We start from the raw sequence: 19,468 nt of genomic DNA, 5'->3' as shown, positions 1-19,468 counted from the left end.
CCGCAGTGCGCTTTCGCTTGCGGCGCTTTTCTTTGACTCGCCACCGCGCTCATTCTTTCTTTTCCCTCGACCATTGTGCTGCGAACGGTCTTTGACCGGCACTAGCCCAGAACCGATCCTGACGCCTGCGACACCCCCTGTGCAACGCTTTCAATGAGACACCAGCGCAGGAGAAATCGGAGGACAGGTCATGCAAGGGACGAACGTTCTGTTCGGCCAGATCGCTGTGGTAATCGGCATCGTGATCGCCGGCGTCTGGGGCGCCACACAATGGACAGCAGCGACCCTTGGCTATCAAGTACGCCTCGGATCGCCCTGGTTCGATCTTCTAGGTGTACCGGTTTATCACCCGTGGCGCTTGTTCGAATGGTGGTTCTTCTTTGATGCCTACGCGCCGCACGTCTTCGACACAGGCGGTGCGATTGCGGGTGGTAGCGGTTTGTTCGCTTTACTCGTCGCCATCGCCATGTCGGTATGGCGTTCTCGGCAGTCGCGGCTGGTTACGACTTATGGTTCGGCACGCTGGGCCGATGCCGTCGACATCCGCAAAGCTGGACTGACCCTCCCGGCGGGCGTCTTCCTCGGCCAACACGACGACCAATACCTCCGACATGAGGGGCCGGAACATGTCCTGAGCTTCGCACCCACGCGCTCGGGCAAGGGCGTGGGCTTGGTGGTGCCTACGTTGCTTTCGTGGCCGGCGTCCGCCGTCATTCACGACATTAAGGGAGAGAACTGGAAGATCACGGCGGGCTGGCGTTCGCGCTTTTCGCACTGCCTGCTTTTCAACCCCACCGATAGGCAGTCGGCCGCCTACAACCCGCTGCTTGAAGTCCGGCGCGGCGCACATGAAGTGCGCGACGTGCAGAACATCGCCGACATTCTGGTTGACCCTGAAGGTGCGTTAGAGAAGCGCAATCATTGGGAGAAGACCAGCCACGCGCTACTGGTCGGTGCAATCTTGCATGTTCTGTACGCAGGCGAGGACAAGACGCTGCGCGGCGTCGCCAACTTCCTCAGCGACCCGGCGTGTCCGTTCGAGCTGACGCTGCACCGGATGATGACGACGAAGCACCTGGGCGATGCGCCTCACCCGGTTGTCGCATCCGCTGCCCGCGAAGTGCTCAACAAGTCGGACAACGAGCGATCGGGCGTGCTCTCCACCGCCATGTCGTTTCTCGGCCTGTACCGCGACCCGACCGTGGCCGAAGTCACATCGCGCTGCGATTGGCGCATCGCCGACCTGATTTCCGCCGAGCACCCGGTATCGCTCTATCTGGTGGTGCCGCCCTCCGACATAAGCCGCACCAAGCCGCTGATCCGGCTCATCTTGAACCAGATCGGGCGGCGGCTGACCGAATCGCTCGACGGCAGCGATGGCATCGCGCGCCGGCACAAGCTGCTGCTGATGCTGGACGAGTTTCCGGCGCTGGGTCGCCTCGATTTTTTCGAGTCCGCGCTTGCCTTCATGGCCGGCTACGGCATCCGCAGCTTTCTCATCGCTCAAAGCCTGAACCAGATCGACAAGGCGTATGGGCAGAACCATTCCATCCTCGACAACTGCCATGTCCGGGTGACTTTCGCCACCAACGACGAAAGGACGGCGAAAAGGATTTCCGAAACCCTCGGCACCGCCACCGAGCTTCGCGCGCAGCGCAACTACGCGGGCCACCGCCTCGCTCCGTGGCTGGGGCACCTGATGGTGTCGCGTCAGGAAACTGCACGTCCGCTGCTGACGCCCGGCGAGGTGATGCAGCTTCCACCTGAGGACGCCGTAGTCATGGTGTCCAGCGTTGCCCCGATCCGCGCGAAGAAGCTGCGTTACTACGTCGACGCCAATTTCAAGGATCGCGTCCTGCCACCGCCCGTGCTCGCAGTCGGGAGGTACGCCGACGCGCCGCCAGCCCGCCCCGACGACTGGAGCGGCTTGGCGATCCCGGCCGTACCTACGGCGCCGACCTCGGTATCCGCCGATGGTCCGGGCGGCACCGATGACGGCGGCCCGCGCCGCCAGCTCGAACTCTCCGAAACCGTCGCCTACGAGCCCGAGTTGGACGCGTGTGCGAACGACCTGGAGCTGCTCGATGACGACGACCTGGCGCTCCCGCTTCCCGGCCAGCTCGACCCGGCCATGCAGCGCACGGCCCGGCTGGCTTCTCTCGACCCCAACGACGGAATCGACCTATGAGCCAATACCGCCTCAATCTTTTCATCCAGCCCGAGCACGCCAAGCGCCTGGATGAACTTGCCGCCAAGAAAGGCGTGTCCAAGTCCTCCATCGTCGCAGCGGCCTTGGCGTCCTGGCTGTCACCCGATGCGGGCGACCAGCGTGAGGCCGCCATTGCCAAGCGGCTGGATCGACTGTCGCGGCAGACCGAACGCATGGAGCGCGACCAGAACATCCAGATCGAAACGCTGGCGCTGTTCATCCGCTATTTCTTGACCATCAGCACGCCGGTGCCAGAAGCCCACAAGGACGCGGCCCGCGCCCAGGGCAAAGCGCGCTTCGAGCAGTTCGTCGAGCAGTTGGGTCGCCACCTGCTGCGTGGCCGCAGTCTGGTGCGCGACGTGGTGGAGGAACTGCACCCCGATCCGATGCGGATGGATGACGCAGCAGCGATGGCGTCCGCCGATGAGCGAGCTGCAGAGCGTGCGTCATGAGTGCCGTTCCGCAGATTCCGCCTGAACCTCGCTCATCCGCCGCGGCGTCCCAGGATCGCCGCATCCAGATGCTGCGCACGGCGATGGGGCCGCTGATCGCCGCTGCGCTCGAAGATCCGGATGTTGTGGAAATCATGCTCAACCCCGATCGCACCCTGTGGGTGGATCGGCTGTCGTCGGGTCGCTCGCCGCTGGGCGTGGAGATGCCCGAGGCCGATGGTGAACGCATCATCCGCCTGGTCGCCGCGCATGTCGGCGCGGAGGTGCATCGCGGCCAGCCGCTCTTGACCGCCGAGTTGCCGGAAACCGGCGAGCGTTTCGAGGGCATCCTGCCTCCGGCCGCCCCGGGGCCAGCCTTCGCGCTACGCAAGCGGGCCGTGAGCATCATCGGCCTGGATCGCTACGTGGCCGACGGCATCCTGACCGCCGGGCAGGCCGAGTTCCTGCGCCGCGCCGTGCGCGAGCGGCAGAACATCCTGATCGCCGGCGGCACCAGCACCGGCAAGACCACGCTGGCGAACGCGCTGCTGGCCGAGATCGCCGCCACAGGCGACCGCGTGCTGGTGCTCGAAGACACCATCGAGCTGCAATGCGCGGCCCGCGACCATGTGCCGCTGCGCACCCGCGCCGGCGTCGTCACAATGACCGAGCTGGTGCGGGCCACGATGCGCCTGCGGCCTGACCGCGTGATCGTCGGCGAAGTGCGTGGCGGCGAAGCCCTGGACTTGGTGAAGGTCTGGGGCACCGGCCACCCCGGCGGCATTGCCACCATCCATGCCGGCTCCGCCTTGGGCGCACTGCTGCGTCTGGAGCAACTGATCCTCGAAGTGGCAGTGAATCCGCCCCGCGCCCTGATCGCCGAGGCGGTCAACGTGGTGATTCACATCGCAGGCCGTGGCCGCAAACGTCACGTCGAAACCATCTCCCGTGTCGTCGGCTTCGACGGTGCGGGCTATCGCCTGACAGATGCGCTGGAAACGCCGTTTCCCGAGCTGCCGCCGGTTCCTCTTGCAGCCGCTGCCGCTGCGCCTTCCTCGACCCCTGACCAACCTGGAGAACTGCCATGACGCACGTTGATGCTTTCCGTCTTTCCGTAAATCCTATTTCTCGCCTGTCCAGCATGGCGCGGCTGCGCCACCTGGCCCGTCCCGCAGGGCAAGGGCTGCTGCTGGCCGCGCTGATGCTGTTGCTGGCGGGCACGGCGCAGGCCGCCGGTTCCTCGATGCCGTGGGAAGGGCCGCTGACCTCCATCCTCGAATCCATCCAAGGGCCAGTCGCCCGGATCGTGGCGGTGATCATCATCATCTCGACGGGGCTTGCGCTGGCGTTCGGTGATACCAGCGGCGGCTTTCGCAAGCTGATCCAGATCGTGTTCGGCCTGTCCATCGCGTTCGCCGCGTCCTCGTTCTTCCTGTCGTTCTTCAGCTTCTCCGGAGGGGCCGTCGTATGAGTAAGGCCACCGATCTTCCGGGCTTTGAAGTGCCGCTGCATCGCTCGCTGACCGAGCCGATCCTGCTGGGCGGTGCGCCGCGCACCGTGGCGATTGCCAACGGCACGCTAGCCGCCGCCGTCGGGCTGGGCCTGCAGCTGTGGATTCCCGGCGTGGTGCTCTGGATCGTCGGCCACTCGCTGGCCGTATGGGGTGCGCGCGTCGATCCGCAGTTCATGCAGGTCTTCGCGCGGCATATCAAACACCGCCCGCTTCTGGACGTGTGAGGGGAGGACGCCATGCTGAACCTTGCCGAATATCGTCAGCGCCCGGCCTTGCTTGCCGACTGGCTGCCCTGGGCCGGGCTGGTCGCGCCGGGCGTTGTGCTGAACAAAGATGGTTCGTTTCAACGCACGTTCCAGTTTCGCGGCCCCGACTTGGACAGTGCGACACAGGGCGAGCTGATTGCCACGTCGGCGCGGCAGAACAACGCGCTTCGCCGTACCGGGTCTGGCTGGGCCTTCTATATCGAGGCCGAGCGGATGCGGGCATCGAGCTATCCGCAATCCTCCTTTCCCGAACCACTGTCCTGGCTGGTGGATGAGGAGCGACGCGCGGCGTTCGAGGAGTCGGATGGCCATTTCGAGAGCGTCTATCACTTCACGTTGCAACACCTACCGCCGCAAGAGTCTCGCGCCCGTGCGGCTGGGATGCTGTACGAGAACCGGCCCACTGAGGGTGTGGACTGGCGTGGTCGGCTTGATTCCTTCGTGGCAGAGACCGATCGCGTGTTCGACCTGCTCGATGGTGTGATGCCGGAGATTGCCTGGCTGGACGATAGCCAGACGCTGACCTACCTGCATGCCACAGTCTCCACGCGGCGCTATCGCGTCGGCGTGCCCGACGTGCCGTTCCATATCGACGCACTGCTGGCCGATGCCGCGCTGGTCGGCGGCCTGGCGCCCATGCTGGGCGATCAGCACCTGCGCGTGGTGTCGGTACGAGGCTTCCCGACCTCGACCTGGCCGGGGATCTTGGACGACCTCAACCGCCTGGGCTTTGCGTATCGCTGGAGTACGCGCTTCCTGTGCCTGGACAAAGCCGAGGCGGAACGGGAATTGGGGCGCTTGCGGCGCCAATGGTTCGCCAAGCGCAAGAACGTCATCGCGCTGCTGCGCGAAACGATCTTTCAGCAGGAAAGCCCGCTGGTCGATACCGATGCCAGCAACAAGGCCGCCGACGCCGATGCCGCCTTGCAGGAGCTGGGCAGCGATCAAGTCGCCTTCGGCTACCTCACCGCCACGGTGACGGTGCTCGACGCCGACCCGGCCGTGGCCGACGAGAAGCTGCGCATGGTGGAGCGCGTCATCCAGGGCCGGGGTTTCGTGACCATCCCCGAAACCCTCAACGCAGTCGATGCCTGGCTGTCGTCCGTCCCCGGCAACGCATACGCGAACGTGCGTCAGCCCATCGTTTCGACGCTGAACCTGGCGCACATGATGCCGATGTCAGCGGTATGGGCTGGGCCGGAGAAGAACGAACACCTCGATGGCCCGCCGCTGATCGTCACCCGCACCGATGGCGCGACGCCGTTCCGGCTGGTGACGCACATCGGCGACGTGGGGCACACCCTTGTCGCCGGGCCGACCGGCATGGGCAAGTCGGTGCTGCTCGCCATATTGGCCATGCAGTTCCGGCGCTACTTCGGCTCGCGGATCTTCGCCTTCGACATGGGGCGCTCGATGCGCGCCACCATCCTCGGCCTTGGCGGTGAGCACTACGACCTCGGTGCCGATGGCGGCATCGCCTTCCAGCCACTCGCGCGAATAGCCCACGAGGGCTACCGCACCTGGGCCGCCGAATGGGTGGAGGGCCGGCTGCTGCACGAAGGCGTGACGGTCGGCCCGGACGAGAAGGCTGCCATTTGGTCGGCGCTGCGAAGCCTTGCCGGTGCGCCAGTGGAGCAGCGCACCATGACCGGCTTGTCGGTGTTATTGCAGTCCAACGCGCTGCGCCAAGCGCTCGCGCCCTATGTGTTGGGCGGCGCCCACGGCAAGCTGCTGGACGCTGACCACGACCGGCTGGGCATGGCCGACGTGCAGGGCTTTGAGATGGAAGAACTGATGCACAGCCCCGCCGCCGTGCAAGCAGTGCTGCGCTACCTGTTCGCCCGCTTCGACGAACGTTTTGACGGCGCGCCCACGCTGCTGATCCTCGATGAAGCGTGGCTGTTCCTCGATGAGCCGTCCTTCGCGGCCCGCATCCGGCAATGGCTCAAGACGCTCAGAAAAAAGAACGTCAGCGTCATCTTTGCCACGCAGTCGCTGGCCGACATCAAGGACTCGACCATCGCGCCAGCCATCATCGAAAGCTGCGCGAGCAGGATCTTCTTACCTAACCCGCAGGCCACCGAGCCGCAGATTCGCACGATCTACGAAGGCTTCGGCTTGAACAGCCGCCAGATTGAGATCGTGGCGACCGCACAGCCCAAGCGCGATTACTACTACCAGTCGCGCCTCGGCAATCGCCTGTTCGACCTCGACCTGGGGCCTGTCGCGCTCGCATTCGCGGGCGCATCCACCCCTCAAGACCAACGCGATATTGACCGCGTGCTGACGCAGGCCGGCGCTCCCGGCTTCGCCGGCGCGTGGCTGCGCCATCGCGGCCTCGGCTGGGCCGCCGACCTGCTGCCGTCCGCTCCGGCGGCAGCTTCCTTTCTCGCTTCTCAACCGCTGGAGGTTTCACCATGAAGACCAAGCCCCGTTTGCTCTCTGTCTCACTCGCTGCCGTGCTGTCGGTATCGCTGCTGGCCGTGCAGCCCGCATCCGCGCTGACGGTGTTCGACCCGTCCAACTTCGTGCAGAACACGCTGACCGCCGTGCGCACGCTGGAACAGATCAACAACCAGATCAACCAGCTTCAGAACGAGGCGCAGATGTTGATGAACCAGGCCAGGAACCTGGCAAATCTCGACTTCAACATCGTCAACCGCCTGCGCTCGACGCTCGCCACCACCGAGCGCCTGATCGCCGAGGCGCGCGGCTTGGCCTACGACGTGCAGAGCATGGATGCCACGTTCGCCCGCCTGTACCCGGAACAGTACGCCGCCACCATCAGCGGCGACCGCATGGCACAGGACGCCCGCGAACGCTGGCAGAACACCTTGAACGGCTTGCACACCGCGATGCGGATGCAGGCGCAGGTGTCGCAGAACCTCGCCCAAGACGAAAGCGCGCTGGCCGATCTCGTGAGCCAGAGCCAGTCGGCCACCGGCGCGCTGCAAGCGATGCAGGCGACGAACCAGCTCCTGGCTTTGCAGGCCAAGCAGTCGATCCAGGCGCAGCAGCTCCAGATCACGCAAGACCGGGCCGCTTCACTGGAACTGGCGCGGCAAGCGGCGGCTATGGAGCGCGCCCGCGAAGTGCGGCGGCGCTTTCTGGGCACCGGCACGCCGTACACGCCGCAGTCCGTCAACTTCTATAACAACTGACCGGAGGCGGCCATGCGATGCGCTTCCGTCCTGATGGCCGTGCTGCTGACCGCGTGCGGCCAGCAGCCGGCCGAGAACCTGGCCGACGCCCTGGCCGCAGATCCGGTGCGGCTCAAGGCGTTGCGCGGGCAATGCGCGGTAGACCGGCAGGCCGTGGGCGAGGATGCCTGCCGCGCCGCCGCTGAAGCCTTCCGGCGGCGCTTCTTCGCCGGCCATACCGGGCCGGATGAATACAACTCGCTGGCTGAACTCCCGCCGATTCCGCCGAGCTTCGATACGCCCGCAGATGAATTGCCAGAGGGCGCCGTTCCGCTCACTCCGCCCGAGGATTCGCCATGAACGACGTGACCATCATCGACCGTTTCCTCGATACGTTCTCGCGCTACATCGACTCGGGCTTCGGCTTATTGCAGGGCGAAGTGGCATTTCTCACCGCCACGCTCATCGTCATCGACATGACGATCGCTGGCCTGTATTGGGCCATGAGCCACGCCACCGGCCAGGGCGACGACGTGATCGCCAAGCTGCTGCGCAAGGTGCTCTATGTCGGCGCGTTCGCCTACATCATCGGCAACTTCAACTGGCTGGCGAGCATCGTGTTCCGCTCGTTCGCCGGCTTGGGAATTACCGCTACCGGCTCGGCCATCACGATGGAGAACTTCCTTCAGCCGGGCCGGCTGGCGAAGACCGGCATCGACGCAGCCGCGCCGATTCTGGAACAGATCGGGGACATGGCTGGGTTCCCCGAGGTGTTCGTGAACATCGACCCTATCGTGGTTCTGTTCATCGCCTGGCTGGTGGTGATCCTCTGCTTCTTCGTGCTGGCCGTACAGCTTTTCATCACGCTGATCGAGTTCAAACTGACTACGCTCGCCGGCTTCGTCTTGATCCCGTTTGCACTCTGGAACAAGACCTCGTTCCTCGCGGAAAAGGTGCTAGGCAACGTGGTGTCGTCAGGCATCAAGGTCTTGGTGCTGGCCGTCATCGTCGGCATCGGTTCAGGCCTGTTCGCCGAGTTCCAGGTGCATCCCGACGAACCATCCATCGACCACGCGCTGGTCGTGATGCTGGCCTCGCTCGCGCTGCTGGCGCTGGGCATTTTCGGCCCCGGTATCGCCACCGGCCTGGTGTCCGGTGCGCCACAGCTTGGTGCGGGCGCGATGGCTGGTGCTGCGGTCGGGGCTGTCGGCACCGGCGTTGCCATCGGCGCCGCCGCAACGGGCGTGGGCGGCGCCGTCATGGCCGGGGCACGAATGGCCCCGGCGGCCGCAAAGCTGGCCGGTGCCGGTGCGCGTGCCGCGACTTCGGCGGCCGGCAGTGCCCGATCGGCGTTCCAGGCCGGTTCCGCTGCGGCCGGCGGCGGTGCCAAGGGCGCGGCGGCTGGCCTCGGCAATGTCGCCAAGACTGGCGCACAAGCCGCAGGCCGCAGCGTCACCTCTGGTGCTTCCGCTGTTGGGCAGAAGGTGGCCGACTCCTTCCGCGCTGGCTGGAACGGCACAGAAGCCGGCAGCGACGGTGCTGGCCCCGGCCAGACCGCAGACGGCACCGCAGGCTCGCAGAAGCAAGAGCAACCGGCCTGGGCCAAGCGGATGCACCGCCGCCAGCAGGCTACCCATGCCGCGACCACTGCCGCCCACACGCTGCGCGGCGGCGACGGCGGCGGCTCCGGGCAAGGCCCGAGCCTGCGGGATTCCGATACCTAACTTCAAGGAGAACACCCATGCGATTCAAACGACCGCAGGTGCGCTACGCCGATACGCCGCAGCCTGCCACCCCGTATCAAGCCGCCGCCCAGGTGTGGGACGACCGTATCGGCTCCGCCCGCGTGCAGGCGAAGAATTGGCGCCTGATGGCCTTCGGCTGCCTAGTGCTCGCGCTGTTGATGGCCGGCGGCCTGGTGTGGCGCTCGGCGCAGTCCATCGTGACGCCCTATGTCATCGAGGTCGATCAAGCCGGGCAGGTGCGCGCCGTGGGAGAGGCCGCCACGCCGTACCGGCCCGGCGACGCGCAGATCGCGCACCACCTGGCGCGCTTCGTGACGCTGGTTCGCTCGCTGTCCATCGACCCCATCGTGGTGCGGCAGAACTGGCTCGATGCCTACGACTACACCACCGACAAGGGCGCGGCGGTGCTCAACGACTACGCCCGCACCAATGACCCATTCGCCCGCATCGGCAAGGAATCGGTAACGGTGCAAATCACCAGCGTGGTTCGCGCGAGCGACACGTCTTTCAACGTGCGCTGGACAGAGCAGCGCTATGTCAACGGTGCGCCCGCCGGCACCGAACGCTGGAACGCCGTGCTTTCGACCGTCCTGCAAACCCCGCGTACTGAACAGCGCCTGCTCAAGAACCCATTGGGTATCTACGTCAACGGCCTGTCATGGAGCCGCGAACTGGATTCTTCCGAAGGAGCCAAACCATGAAACTTCGTTTCCGCCTTTACGTTGTTCCTTTGACGCTGCTGGCCCTCGCGGGCTGCGCCTCGCAGGGGAAGCCGCCGCCATCCATCTCGCTCGACGAGACGGTGCTGGCCCAGCCGTTGCCCGAACCGCCCAAGCCCGTCGAAGTCGTCGCCGTCCCTGAACCGCTGGCGCTGCCGGCGCAGTTGAAGCCCCTGCCGGAACTCGATGAGGCCCCCGTTGCGCCGGAGCCGGCCGACGAAAAGGTGCGCGTTTCCCGTGCCAATGCAGAAGCGCGTATCGCGCCTACCCGTGAGGGCTACGTCAACGCGATTCAGGTGTGGCCGTTCACCGATGGCGCGCTTTATCAGGTCTATGCGTCGCCGGGGCGCGTGACGGTGGTTTCGCTTCAACCGGGCGAGGAACTGGTAACGGTCGCCGCCGGCGATACCGTGCGCTGGATCGTGGGCGACACGTCCAGCGGCGGCGGGGCCGATCTGCGCGTCAATGTGCTGGTCAAGCCTATCCGCTCCGGTCTGAAAACCAATCTCGTCATCACCACCAGTCGGCGCACCTACCTGCTGGAGCTGACCTCGACCGAGAGGGCATGGATGGCGTCGGTGTCCTGGGACTATCCGAAAGACCGAATGCTCGCGTTGCAGCGCCAGGCGCAGGCAGCGCAGGCAACAACGCCTGTCGATACGGGCCTGTCGCTGGACAAGATCCGCTTCCGCTACGCGGTATCGGGCAGCAACCCGCCGTGGAAGCCTCTGCGCGCCTTCGATGATGGAGAGAAGGTCTATATCCAGTTCCCGCCGGGCATCGCCCAGGGCGAGCTGCCGCCGCTGTTTGTCATCGGCGCGCAGGGCGACGGGCAACTGGTGAACTACCGTTTTCGCTCGCCGTACTACGTCGTGGATCGCCTGTTCGGCGCGGCCGAACTGCGGCTGGGCGGCGATGGCGGCGACGTGGTGCGGATCGAGCGCACCGATGGTGTTGCACGGAGGAACTGACCATGAGCCAGGATGACACTCCCGACCTTGCCGCGCCGCAGGCGGACAAGGTGGCGCCGGAGGCAGTGGCGCTGCGCGCCCAGCCGCGTCCAGTCACACGCCTGAACCGGCGCTCGCTGGCCATCCTTGCCGGCGTCCTAGCGGTCGCCGTGCTCGGCGCGCTGATGTGGTCGCTGCAACCTCATCGACGCAGCACAGGCGAGCAGACCGAGCTTTACAACGTCGATCGCGTGTCAAAGTCGGAAGGACTGGATGCGCTGCCGACGGACTATTCCAAGCTGCCGCCGGCGTTGCCGCCTGCCGTTCCCGAACTAGGGCCACCGCTGCCGGGCGATCTTGGCCCGGCTATCGTGAAGTCGCAGCAACCGGCGACGGCTGCCTACGCGGCCCCCGGTCACGACCCGAACGATGCCCTGCGAAAAGAAGCCGAGGCGGCCGCGGCCTCGTCCGTGTTCTTCCGCTCGGGTGGGCGGAATGCGGCGCCGGTAGCGCAGACACAGGTGGCCGCTGCGCCGGGCTTCGCCGCCAATGCGGCGTTTGACCCGCTGGCGGCCGGGCCGGCCTCCACGGCGGCCCAACCTGCTGACCCGACAGCGGTGCAAAACCGGCAAGAGCAGAAAGAGGCTTTCATGAAAGCTGGCCCCACTGAAACCCGTAATTCCGGCAATCTGACTCTGCCAATTTCGCCGTATCAGGTTATGGCCGGAACAGTGGTCGCAGGTGCCTTGGTGACGGGCATCAAGTCGGACTTGCCCGGCGACGTGATCGCCACGGTGACGGAGCCGGTCTATGACACAGCCACCGGGCGCTTCCTGCTGATTCCGCAGGGTTCGCGCATCCTGGGCAAATACAACAGCCAGGTCAGCTACGGGCAGAGCCGCGTTCAAGTCGTCTGGAACCGGATCATCCTGCCGGACACGTCTTCGCTCACGCTCGACAACCTGGCCGGCACCGACCCAGCCGGCTATGCCGGGCTGGAGGACGATGTGGACTACCACTGGGGCCGCATCTTTGCCGGTGCGGCACTCACCACGCTGCTGGGCGTCGGTGCCGAGCTGGCCGCGCCGGAGAACCGGCAGGATGGTGATCGCGTCATCATCGCTGGGCGCGACAGCGCGCAGGACAGCATCAATCAGGTCGGCCAGGAGATGACCCGGCGCAACCTCAACATCCAGCCGACCTTAACGCAACGGCCGGGCCTGCCGGTTCGCATCATCGTCAACCGGGATCTGGTGCTGCGGCCGTACCAGCCGCTGTTCTTCAACCGGGGGACTTCACGATGAGCACGACCAAGAAGCTGCGGCTCGGCCCGCTGCCGAAGACCGAGAGCACCAAGCTGACTTTCGTTTGCCCGACCAGCTTGAAAGTCGACCTCGACCGCTACGCCGCGCTACACGCGCAGGCGTATGGCGAGGCCGTTGATGCGGCGACGCTGATCCCGCATATGCTGGAAGCGTTCATGGCGGGGGATCGAGGATTCAGGAAGGGCACGGCGACCCGCAGCACACCACCGAAGCCGCCATGATTGCACCGCATGCTATTCAACGGCATCCATCGAACGCGCAGCCCAGGCTGCGCGTTCTTCATTCTGGATGCCGCCGAGCCTGTTGGGCTATGATGATGCGACAGGCCCGCCGTTCCTCGGCAATCCAGCACTACACAGTGCGATGCGGCTTTCTCTCCCAACGCTCCTATGTCGCTCCTAGCCGACAACGCCGCTCTTCTTCTAAGCGGCCCCGAAAGGAGCTAACCTACTGTCCCATATACGGTTTCAAGTCCTTCTTGATTTGCGCGAAAGACTTGACACCGGCACTTTTTTGTTGCCTCGGATTTATCGATCTAGCCTGAGGCGATTCAGCATCGCCCCAGAAGAGCTTTCACTTGCCATCCCACATCAACGTAAACACCGCAACCCGCTCCTGATCGGAGATCTGAAAGCCCCGCTCCTCGACCCGATCGATCCAACCCTGGGCCGACAGCTTCTCGCCAAAACGCACCAGGCGCCCATAGCGCTTGAAGACCGCTCTGAGCACATTGATCATCGCCGGGTAGCTGCAGCCGCCGTCAAAGCAGATGCTCAACCAGCCAATTCGCGAACGGCCGATCACGTGGCCACAGTCAGGCCGCTTAAAGTCCTTTTTCGTCATGTCCATGATGCTTCCAGTACGGCAATTCCAAAAAACAGTTCGACTGAGTGACCGATCAGTCACTCAGCCAGCGAACATACAGCAACTAGCTGATTCATTTCAGCAAAAACACCATCAGCGGATTGTCGTTCAACCGCCCCTCAAAGGTCGGCGCCTGACGCTCAAGCGGCGTTCCTTGCAGCAGTGCGGTCTCCTTGCGCGACACGATTACCCAGGCAGGTCGAGGCAAGCCCTCCAGCCCCTCGAGTTGTTGACCGCCGACAAACAGCGGTTGCTCATCATGATCCAGGTTCATCATGTAGCGCACCGCCCAGGTGTCTCGCCCCAGATTGATAAACACCAGCGGCCCAGGCGTCTCGACACGCAACGCTTCTACCTGACCGACAAACTTGCGGGTATCGAACTGCATATCCTTGGACGGCTCCACCACCGCCACCAATAACAACCATTGCGCCAGCAATGCGATCAGGCTGAGCCACACCAACCGCCCCGCTCGCCGCCAGGCAATCAGCGCTGCCACTTGCAGCACCACCAGCACACCCATCAACAGTGGCAGCGAAACGTCGGGCCAGTAACCATGCTTTTGCCACCCATGCCGACAGACAAAGACTACAACCACGCACAACGCCGGTAGCGCCACGACCAGCCCTTCGTAGCATCGGCGCACGCCCGAGAGCCAACTCGGCGCCTGGAGCAGCCCATAGGCCGCGACAGCCGCAAACATCGGCACCATGGGCAGGATGTAATAGGCACGTTTGAAGTGCGGCACCGACAGCCCGAGCAAGATCATCAAGCCGCAGGCGGCGAGTCGCACCACCAGTTGCATATCGCCTTCGAGCCGCTCGGACCAGCGATGACGCAGCGCAATCATGGTAGCCAGCGCCAACGGCACCACCGGGAAGTAGCGGTACAGGCTCAACTGGAAGTAGAAATAGAACGGCTCGCCGGTTTCATCGAGGCGGCCGCCCACCTGCATCTTGAACACCTCGTCGGCGAAGGCGTCACCCCCGCTGATGCGCGCCAACTTCACCAGCAACCACCAACAGGCTGCCAGCAACACCAGGCCAACAGCGCCGTGAACCAGCACCTGTTTCACCCGCTCCCCAGGCTTGCCCAACGCCCAGTACACGCACACCACACCACAGACTTCGATCAACCCCAGCGGCCCGCGTATCGCAAAGCCCAGGACGAACAACGCAAACACCGCAAGCCGCCTCCAGCGCCCGCCACGGTGCAGCAGGTAGAAACTTCCCACACACAACAACGCCACCATCTGATCCAGGCAGACCGAGCGGGATTTTTCGAGCAGTTGAGTCGTGAGCAAGGTCAACAACACAGTGAGCAGTGCCCACTGGCGATTCGCCGGGACCAGCAGGCGATAGACCACGGCCACTACACCCGCAGACGCCAGGGCGGTGGGCAGCACATTCGCCAGGTGGTTGGGGGCGCCAAACAGTCGGGAAAACACATAGCTGAAGAACGTCGCGGTGCCGGGGTAATCCGCGTAGGGCTGACCATAGGTGGTCGGGAAAAGACTCGCGCCATGGCGAAACATTTCTTGCAGGAACAGCGCCCAGCGTCCGTCAAACCCTTGGGGCTGCTGATCCCAGATACCCAGGGTGAACAACAGCAGGGCGAACAGGAAAATGCCCAGGGACTCCAGGCGAAAACGGTTGCGGTGATCCATCGGTTGACCTGTCAGGTAAAGGGCGCCGACTTATGGTGCCGACTGCCCTGCTGAATAGCGCCTGAACAGACCTGAATATTCCGATGTTTACCGACCCACGGGCCACACCCATTTCGGGATCAATCGAACGTAAATCAACTCGCCCAGCAATTCGACCAGGGTTTGCAGGATCACCGCCGTCGCCGCCAACCCGCGCACATCCTCCGGAAGCGCCAGCGCCAAGGGCAACACCACCAGCGAATTGCGCGTCGATGCGCTGAACGTCACCGCCCTGGCCGTCACCGCAGGCAGCGCAAACAGCCGCGATGCCAGCGCGCCCATCAACGGCGCCAGCAACAGGAAAGCGATGTACACCGGGATCACCGGCAGCAACAGGTTGATATCCCGCACCACCGAGGTGATTTGCGAGCCGATCACCACAAACAGCACCAGCGCCATCGCTGGCACCGGCATCCACGCCCAGGCGTCGCTCCAAGCACTGACGAGCGATGATCGCCGTGCCAGGGAAGTGGTGAGCACCGCCAGAATCATCGGCACCACGATCAGCAGGAAGAACGCCTCGATAAACGGCCCCACCTCCACCACCACCTCAGATTGTGAACCGAGCATTACGCCCAGATAAATCGGCAACAACGCCAATTGCAGCAACAACAACACCGGCGTCGCCGCCAGCATCAGCCGCGAATCGCCCTTGCCGATATGGGTAAACACCACCACGTAGTCGATGCACGGGGTCAGCAATACCAGCAACGCCCCCACCAGCAGAGCCGGGCGTCCTGCCAGGCCTTGGGTCAATGCCCACACCAGTAAAGGAATGAGGATGAAGTTGGCGAACAGTAACGCTGACAGGAAGCGCTTGTTGTTCAGGCTTTGACGTAGGTCCAGAAAGGGGATTTGCAGGAACATTGCGTACATCAGCACAGCGATGGCGGGTGTGATCAGTATGCTGAGGTGGTGGGCGAATGACGGGGCGAGCAGGCCGAAACTGGCAGCCAGCAGCACGACTACGAAGTACAAAGGGATCTGGCTGCGTTCGAGGGTATCGCGGGTCATGAAAACGCCTTGGTAGATCGCAAAGGTGTAAGCCTATGTATCTATTGACGCAAGGTCGAGTGGAGCGGAACGATTGCATCCGAGGGGTATTCTTGACGTGTGTGCAGTACCGTCAGAATATCAACCTGCTCCATCACGCGATACACAACTAAATAGTTTGGATGAACAACCATTTCCCGAGTACCTGACAAGCGGCCTTGCTTGAATCCATACGGCATTGAAGACAAATGTTCAGTAGCAGCAACAATGTTACGGTGCAGCGAAGCCGCTGCAACGGGGTTGTACTGCTCAATGAAATCAATAATTTCAGTCAAGACCAAAATAGCCTCAGGTCGCCACTTAACGAGCAGCCCAGCGAGCCTTGCGCCTCTCTTCTAACATCCTCTCAACCTCAGCCATAGCCTCATCATGCGGAATACTAGGTCGAGGATCATCAATTGAAGCCTGCACCTTGGCACGGAACCAACGGTCATAGCTGGCAGCCTGCTCTTCAGTTTCAAACTCAGAAACGATGGGAGAAAGTGGGATGCTCATAGAGACCTCCTTAATGGATGCCTGCCAGTCTAATCGGTCCATGGTTTGCTGTCGTTCCTCTCGGATGTATGGCTTTATCAGCGGGTATCGAAGGTTAATGACCCTGCCAGACGCGGTGCAACTACTGGCAAACTGGTGAACTGTTACTAAAAAAATAAGAAACCTATAAAGGCCGAGAACCCAATGAATTTGAACGACGCCTCTTTGCGATTGCCCTCGGCCTCACCTACGCGCGACCACGGCGAATCCTTCAAGGAGCCCGCCGCCGACGGCCACCTGCTAGGCGGCTTCACCTGGCGCCACATCAGAACCGATCCCACACGCCCCGTGGTCATCATCAACGCTGCCACCTCCGTGCGCTGCCGCCACTACGCCCGCTTCGCCGACTACCTGTTCACCAACGGCTTTGACGTTATCACCTACGACTACCGTGGCATCGGCGAATCCCGCAGCGGCTCATTGCGCGGCTTCAAGGCTTCATGGTCGGACTGGGGCGTGCTGGATTTCGAGGCCATGTTGCAACGTGCGCAACGGGAGTTCCCGGGGCAGCCGATTGATGTGGTCGGCCACAGCTTCGGTGGCTGCGCGGCAGGGCTCGGGGCGTCGGGGGCGGTCATTCGGCGAATGGTGACCGTGGGCGCGCAGTTTGCGTACTGGCGCGATTACGCAGCAAGTGTGCGCTGGCAGATGTTTGCCAAGTGGCATGTGATGATGCCGCTGCTAACCGCGCTGTGCGGACACTTTCCCGGTAAGCGCCTGGGCTGGCTGGAAGATACACCGGCGGGCGTGGTGCGGGATTGGAGCACCCCGACGCCCAGATATGAAACACGCCCCAGCGGACGAGCCCTGGGTGAGTTGCCATTCAGTCGCGTGAAGGCGCAGATACTGGCTATCAGCATTACCGACGATCCGTTCGGGACCGTCGCCGCCATCGAACGGTTATTGGGTTATTTCGACGGCAGTGAGTGCACTCATTTACGGATAGCGCCTGAGGATATAGGCGAAAAAACAGTCGGACATTTCGCATTTTTTCGCAGCGAGTATCAGGATCGGTTGTGGCCGATTGCACTGGCGTGGCTTCAAAACGGCCAATTGACTGCAGATACCCTTGGGATTTCCCCCAACCTGCGCTTCAATACTCCACCCAGACCCAAAACCCTAGGACGCTGAGCCCATGGCCTCGCCAAACAAGCAGCAAAAACGTGCCCACCGGGCCAAGGCCAAGGCCAAGCAGAACCGTACCCAGCGCGCCGTCGCGACCAAACCGGATGCGTTTGCCGGCGATGACAGCCGCATTGACCTTGAGTCAGTGGATCTGACCGAGCTGTTCGTAGAGATGCGCGCCGCAGGTGAAACCAGTCAACAGGCCCTGTGCGCGGTGTTCCTGGCCCACCCGTTGCTGGCACTGGTGCTGGAGCAGGAAGGCGAGGAAGAAGCCACCGACTTTATCCTCGCGGCGCTGATCGAATATCGCCAGTGGGTTACGGATACCGATGATGAAGCCGCGGCACTGGCGTGGATCGAGTCGCCGGAATTCCAGGCGGATTACGTGGCGGCCTCACAAGCGCTGACCAGCTCGGCTGACTAATTGCACACATAAATAAGGGAGCCAAATGGCTCCCTTATTGTTTTCTTCAACAGATCAATTCAGCACAGCAGCACCCACTCTCTGCGCCTTGCGACGGCTCGCCACAATCAGCCCCGCCGCCACCACCAGCAAGCTCAACACGCCGGTCGCAATGATCTCGACCCGATGCGCTTCCTGGAACAGCATGATGGTCAGCGTGCCCACGATGAACACCATTACTGCGTAGGTCAGGCCTGGGAACAGCCACATTTTGAAGACAATCTTCTCGCCCGCCGCCGTGCGTTTCTGGCGCATGCGCAGTTGCGATACGGCGATCACCAGGTACACCAGCAACGCAATGGCGCCGGAGCTGGCCAGCAGGAACTCGAACACTGCCGCAGGGGCCACGTAGTTGGCGAATACCGCCAGGAACGCCGCGCCAGTCGACAGCAACACCGCCCAGTAAGGCGTGCCACTCTTGTTGGTGCGCTTGGCCACCGCCGGCGCATCACCGCGACGACCCAGGGAGAACAGCATGCGTGAGGCGGTGTACAGCGCCGAGTTCAAGCAACTGGTCACGGCAACCAGTACCACCAGGTCGACGATCAGCTTGGCATTCGGAATGCCCATGCGTTCCAGCACGGTCTGGTAGGAACCAACGGCCGCCAGGGTCGGATCGTTCCACGGCACCAGGGACACCACGATGAAGATCGACAACAGGTAGAACAAACCAATCCGCCAGATCACCGAGTTGGTGGCCTTGGTAATTTGCTGGCCTGGGTTCTTCGATTCAGCTGCCGCGATAGTGACAATCTCGGTGCCCATGAAGGAGAACATGGTGGTCAGGATCGCCGCCAACACGGCGCCCATGCCGTTGGGCATGAAGCCTTGGGTGTCGAACAGATGCGAAACGCCGCTGACCTGGCTGGTCGGCAGGAAGCCGAAGATCGCGGCCAGGCCGAGGATCACGAAGCCGACGATGGCCACAACCTTGATCAACGCAAACCAGAACTCGAACTCGCCGTAGTTCTTCACGCTAAACAGGTTGGTCGCGGTCAACAGCAAAGTGATAATCAGCGTAAAGGCCCAAATGGCCACGTCCGGGAACCAGGCATGCAGAATGGTCGCGGCCGCGTTGGCTTCCAATGGAATCACCAATACCCAGAACCACCAGTACAACCAGCCGATGGTGAAACCGGCCCAATGGCCGATCGCCCGGTCGGCGTAGGTGGAGAACGAACCGGTGTCCGGCGACGCCACGGCCATTTCGGCCAACATGCGCATCACCAATACCACCAGCGTGCCCGCCGCGGCATAGGCCAGCAGTACGGCCGGGCCGGCAGCAGCAATCGCGTGGCCGGAGCCAACAAACAAACCGGCACCAATAACGCCGGCAATCGACAGCATGGTGACGTGACGCGGTTTGAGCCCCTGTTCGAGGTCATTGGAGCTTTGCGTACTACTCATTGACACACCTTTACGAGGA

Annotated in this window: 21 protein-coding genes; 15 read left to right on the top strand and 6 right to left on the bottom strand. The window is 63.3% G+C overall.

What is annotated here, in order from left to right; translation table 11 throughout:
• Positions 1-190: 190 nt before the first annotated feature.
• The 13 genes from OZ428_RS01840 to OZ428_RS01780 are packed head-to-tail and all read left to right on the top strand — an operon-like array spanning position 191 to position 12,519.
• The gene (locus tag OZ428_RS01840; protein WP_001163195.1) at positions 191-2,188 is read left to right on the top strand and encodes a conjugal transfer protein TraG; all 1,998 of its coding nucleotides are present in this window, start codon (positions 191-193) and stop codon (positions 2,186-2,188) included.
• Positions 2,185-2,661 carry a ribbon-helix-helix protein, CopG family gene (locus OZ428_RS01835; RefSeq protein ID WP_000085131.1) on the top strand — a complete coding sequence of 159 codons (477 nt, stop codon included), beginning with the start codon at positions 2,185-2,187 and terminating at the stop codon, positions 2,659-2,661. The genes OZ428_RS01840 and OZ428_RS01835 overlap by 4 nt, the downstream gene beginning before the upstream one ends.
• Positions 2,658-3,728 carry a P-type conjugative transfer ATPase TrbB gene (trbB, locus tag OZ428_RS01830; protein WP_033936880.1) on the top strand — a complete coding sequence of 357 codons (1,071 nt, stop codon included), beginning with the start codon at positions 2,658-2,660 and terminating at the stop codon, positions 3,726-3,728. Before OZ428_RS01835 ends, trbB begins: the two co-directional genes overlap by 4 nt.
• The gene (locus tag OZ428_RS01825; RefSeq protein WP_000150010.1) at positions 3,725-4,111 is read left to right on the top strand and encodes a TrbC/VirB2 family protein; all 387 of its coding nucleotides are present in this window, start codon (positions 3,725-3,727) and stop codon (positions 4,109-4,111) included. Before trbB ends, OZ428_RS01825 begins: the two co-directional genes overlap by 4 nt.
• A complete protein-coding gene (locus tag OZ428_RS01820) occupies positions 4,108-4,377 on the top strand; it encodes a VirB3 family type IV secretion system protein (RefSeq protein ID WP_003092280.1) in 270 nt (89 codons plus the stop codon). Before OZ428_RS01825 ends, OZ428_RS01820 begins: the two co-directional genes overlap by 4 nt.
• Before the next feature lie 12 nt (positions 4,378-4,389).
• A complete protein-coding gene (trbE, locus tag OZ428_RS01815; RefSeq protein ID WP_000933135.1) occupies positions 4,390-6,840 on the top strand; it encodes a conjugal transfer protein TrbE in 2,451 nt (816 codons plus the stop codon).
• Positions 6,837-7,580 carry a P-type conjugative transfer protein TrbJ gene (trbJ, locus tag OZ428_RS01810; RefSeq protein WP_003092277.1) on the top strand — a complete coding sequence of 248 codons (744 nt, stop codon included), beginning with the start codon at positions 6,837-6,839 and terminating at the stop codon, positions 7,578-7,580. Before trbE ends, trbJ begins: the two co-directional genes overlap by 4 nt.
• Before the next feature lie 12 nt (positions 7,581-7,592).
• Positions 7,593-7,919, top strand: a complete 327-nt coding sequence (locus OZ428_RS01805) for a hypothetical protein (RefSeq protein WP_269132565.1) — start codon at positions 7,593-7,595, stop codon at positions 7,917-7,919.
• A complete protein-coding gene (gene trbL / locus OZ428_RS01800; protein WP_014603537.1) occupies positions 7,916-9,283 on the top strand; it encodes a P-type conjugative transfer protein TrbL in 1,368 nt (455 codons plus the stop codon). The genes OZ428_RS01805 and trbL overlap by 4 nt, the downstream gene beginning before the upstream one ends.
• Positions 9,284-9,300: 17 nt before the next feature.
• Complete coding sequence (trbF, locus tag OZ428_RS01795) at positions 9,301-10,005, top strand: conjugal transfer protein TrbF (protein ID WP_001211312.1); 705 nt, start codon at positions 9,301-9,303, stop codon at positions 10,003-10,005.
• Positions 10,002-10,994: a P-type conjugative transfer protein TrbG gene (gene trbG / locus OZ428_RS01790; protein WP_000776560.1), complete on the top strand. Its 993-nt coding sequence runs from the start codon at positions 10,002-10,004 to the stop codon at positions 10,992-10,994. Before trbF ends, trbG begins: the two co-directional genes overlap by 4 nt.
• A 2-nt stretch (positions 10,995-10,996) precedes the next feature.
• Positions 10,997-12,277 carry a TrbI/VirB10 family protein gene (locus OZ428_RS01785; protein WP_058654952.1) on the top strand — a complete coding sequence of 427 codons (1,281 nt, stop codon included), beginning with the start codon at positions 10,997-10,999 and terminating at the stop codon, positions 12,275-12,277.
• Entirely contained in the window at positions 12,274-12,519 is a 246-nt protein-coding gene (locus tag OZ428_RS01780; RefSeq protein ID WP_000108283.1) for a DUF2274 domain-containing protein, read from the top strand. Before OZ428_RS01785 ends, OZ428_RS01780 begins: the two co-directional genes overlap by 4 nt.
• A gap of 352 nt (positions 12,520-12,871) precedes the next feature.
• On the opposite strand, the gene OZ428_RS01775 is transcribed toward OZ428_RS01780, so the two are convergent.
• The 5 genes from OZ428_RS01775 to relB all read right to left on the bottom strand — a co-directional run bounded on the left by OZ428_RS01775 (position 12,872) and on the right by relB (position 16,415).
• The gene (locus OZ428_RS01775) at positions 12,872-13,147 is read right to left on the bottom strand and encodes a hypothetical protein (protein WP_028615360.1); all 276 of its coding nucleotides are present in this window, start codon (positions 13,145-13,147) and stop codon (positions 12,872-12,874) included.
• A gap of 88 nt (positions 13,148-13,235) precedes the next feature.
• Positions 13,236-14,828: an ArnT family glycosyltransferase gene (locus OZ428_RS01770; RefSeq protein ID WP_269132564.1), complete on the bottom strand. Its 1,593-nt coding sequence runs from the start codon at positions 14,826-14,828 to the stop codon at positions 13,236-13,238.
• A gap of 87 nt (positions 14,829-14,915) precedes the next feature.
• On the bottom strand, positions 14,916-15,881 hold the full coding sequence (locus OZ428_RS01765; RefSeq protein ID WP_269132563.1) for an arsenic resistance protein: 966 nt from the start codon (positions 15,879-15,881) through the stop codon (positions 14,916-14,918).
• A gap of 41 nt (positions 15,882-15,922) precedes the next feature.
• Positions 15,923-16,231 carry a type II toxin-antitoxin system RelE/ParE family toxin gene (locus tag OZ428_RS01760; RefSeq protein ID WP_269134144.1) on the bottom strand — a complete coding sequence of 103 codons (309 nt, stop codon included), beginning with the start codon at positions 16,229-16,231 and terminating at the stop codon, positions 15,923-15,925.
• Entirely contained in the window at positions 16,221-16,415 is a 195-nt protein-coding gene (gene relB / locus OZ428_RS01755; protein WP_269132562.1) for a type II toxin-antitoxin system RelB family antitoxin, read from the bottom strand. The genes OZ428_RS01760 and relB overlap by 11 nt, the downstream gene beginning before the upstream one ends.
• Positions 16,416-16,598: 183 nt before the next feature.
• Between relB and OZ428_RS01750 the strand changes: the two genes are divergently transcribed.
• Complete coding sequence (locus OZ428_RS01750) at positions 16,599-17,585, top strand: alpha/beta hydrolase family protein (protein ID WP_133076498.1); 987 nt, start codon at positions 16,599-16,601, stop codon at positions 17,583-17,585.
• Positions 17,586-17,589: 4 nt separating this feature from the next.
• The gene (locus tag OZ428_RS01745; protein WP_269132561.1) at positions 17,590-18,003 is read left to right on the top strand and encodes a hypothetical protein; all 414 of its coding nucleotides are present in this window, start codon (positions 17,590-17,592) and stop codon (positions 18,001-18,003) included.
• A gap of 54 nt (positions 18,004-18,057) precedes the next feature.
• Here the strand turns inward: OZ428_RS01745 and gabP are convergent, their stop codons facing one another.
• Complete coding sequence (gene gabP, locus OZ428_RS01740; RefSeq protein WP_033896896.1) at positions 18,058-19,449, bottom strand: GABA permease; 1,392 nt, start codon at positions 19,447-19,449, stop codon at positions 18,058-18,060.
• Positions 19,450-19,468: the final 19 nt, after the last annotated feature.

It is taken from the genome of Pseudomonas sp. GXZC (assembly GCF_026967615.1).
GTDB lineage: Bacteria > Pseudomonadota > Gammaproteobacteria > Pseudomonadales > Pseudomonadaceae > Aquipseudomonas > Aquipseudomonas azotoformans_A.
The sequence above is the reverse complement of the archived record's forward strand: the minus strand, read 5'-3'. Positions and strand labels throughout refer to the sequence as shown.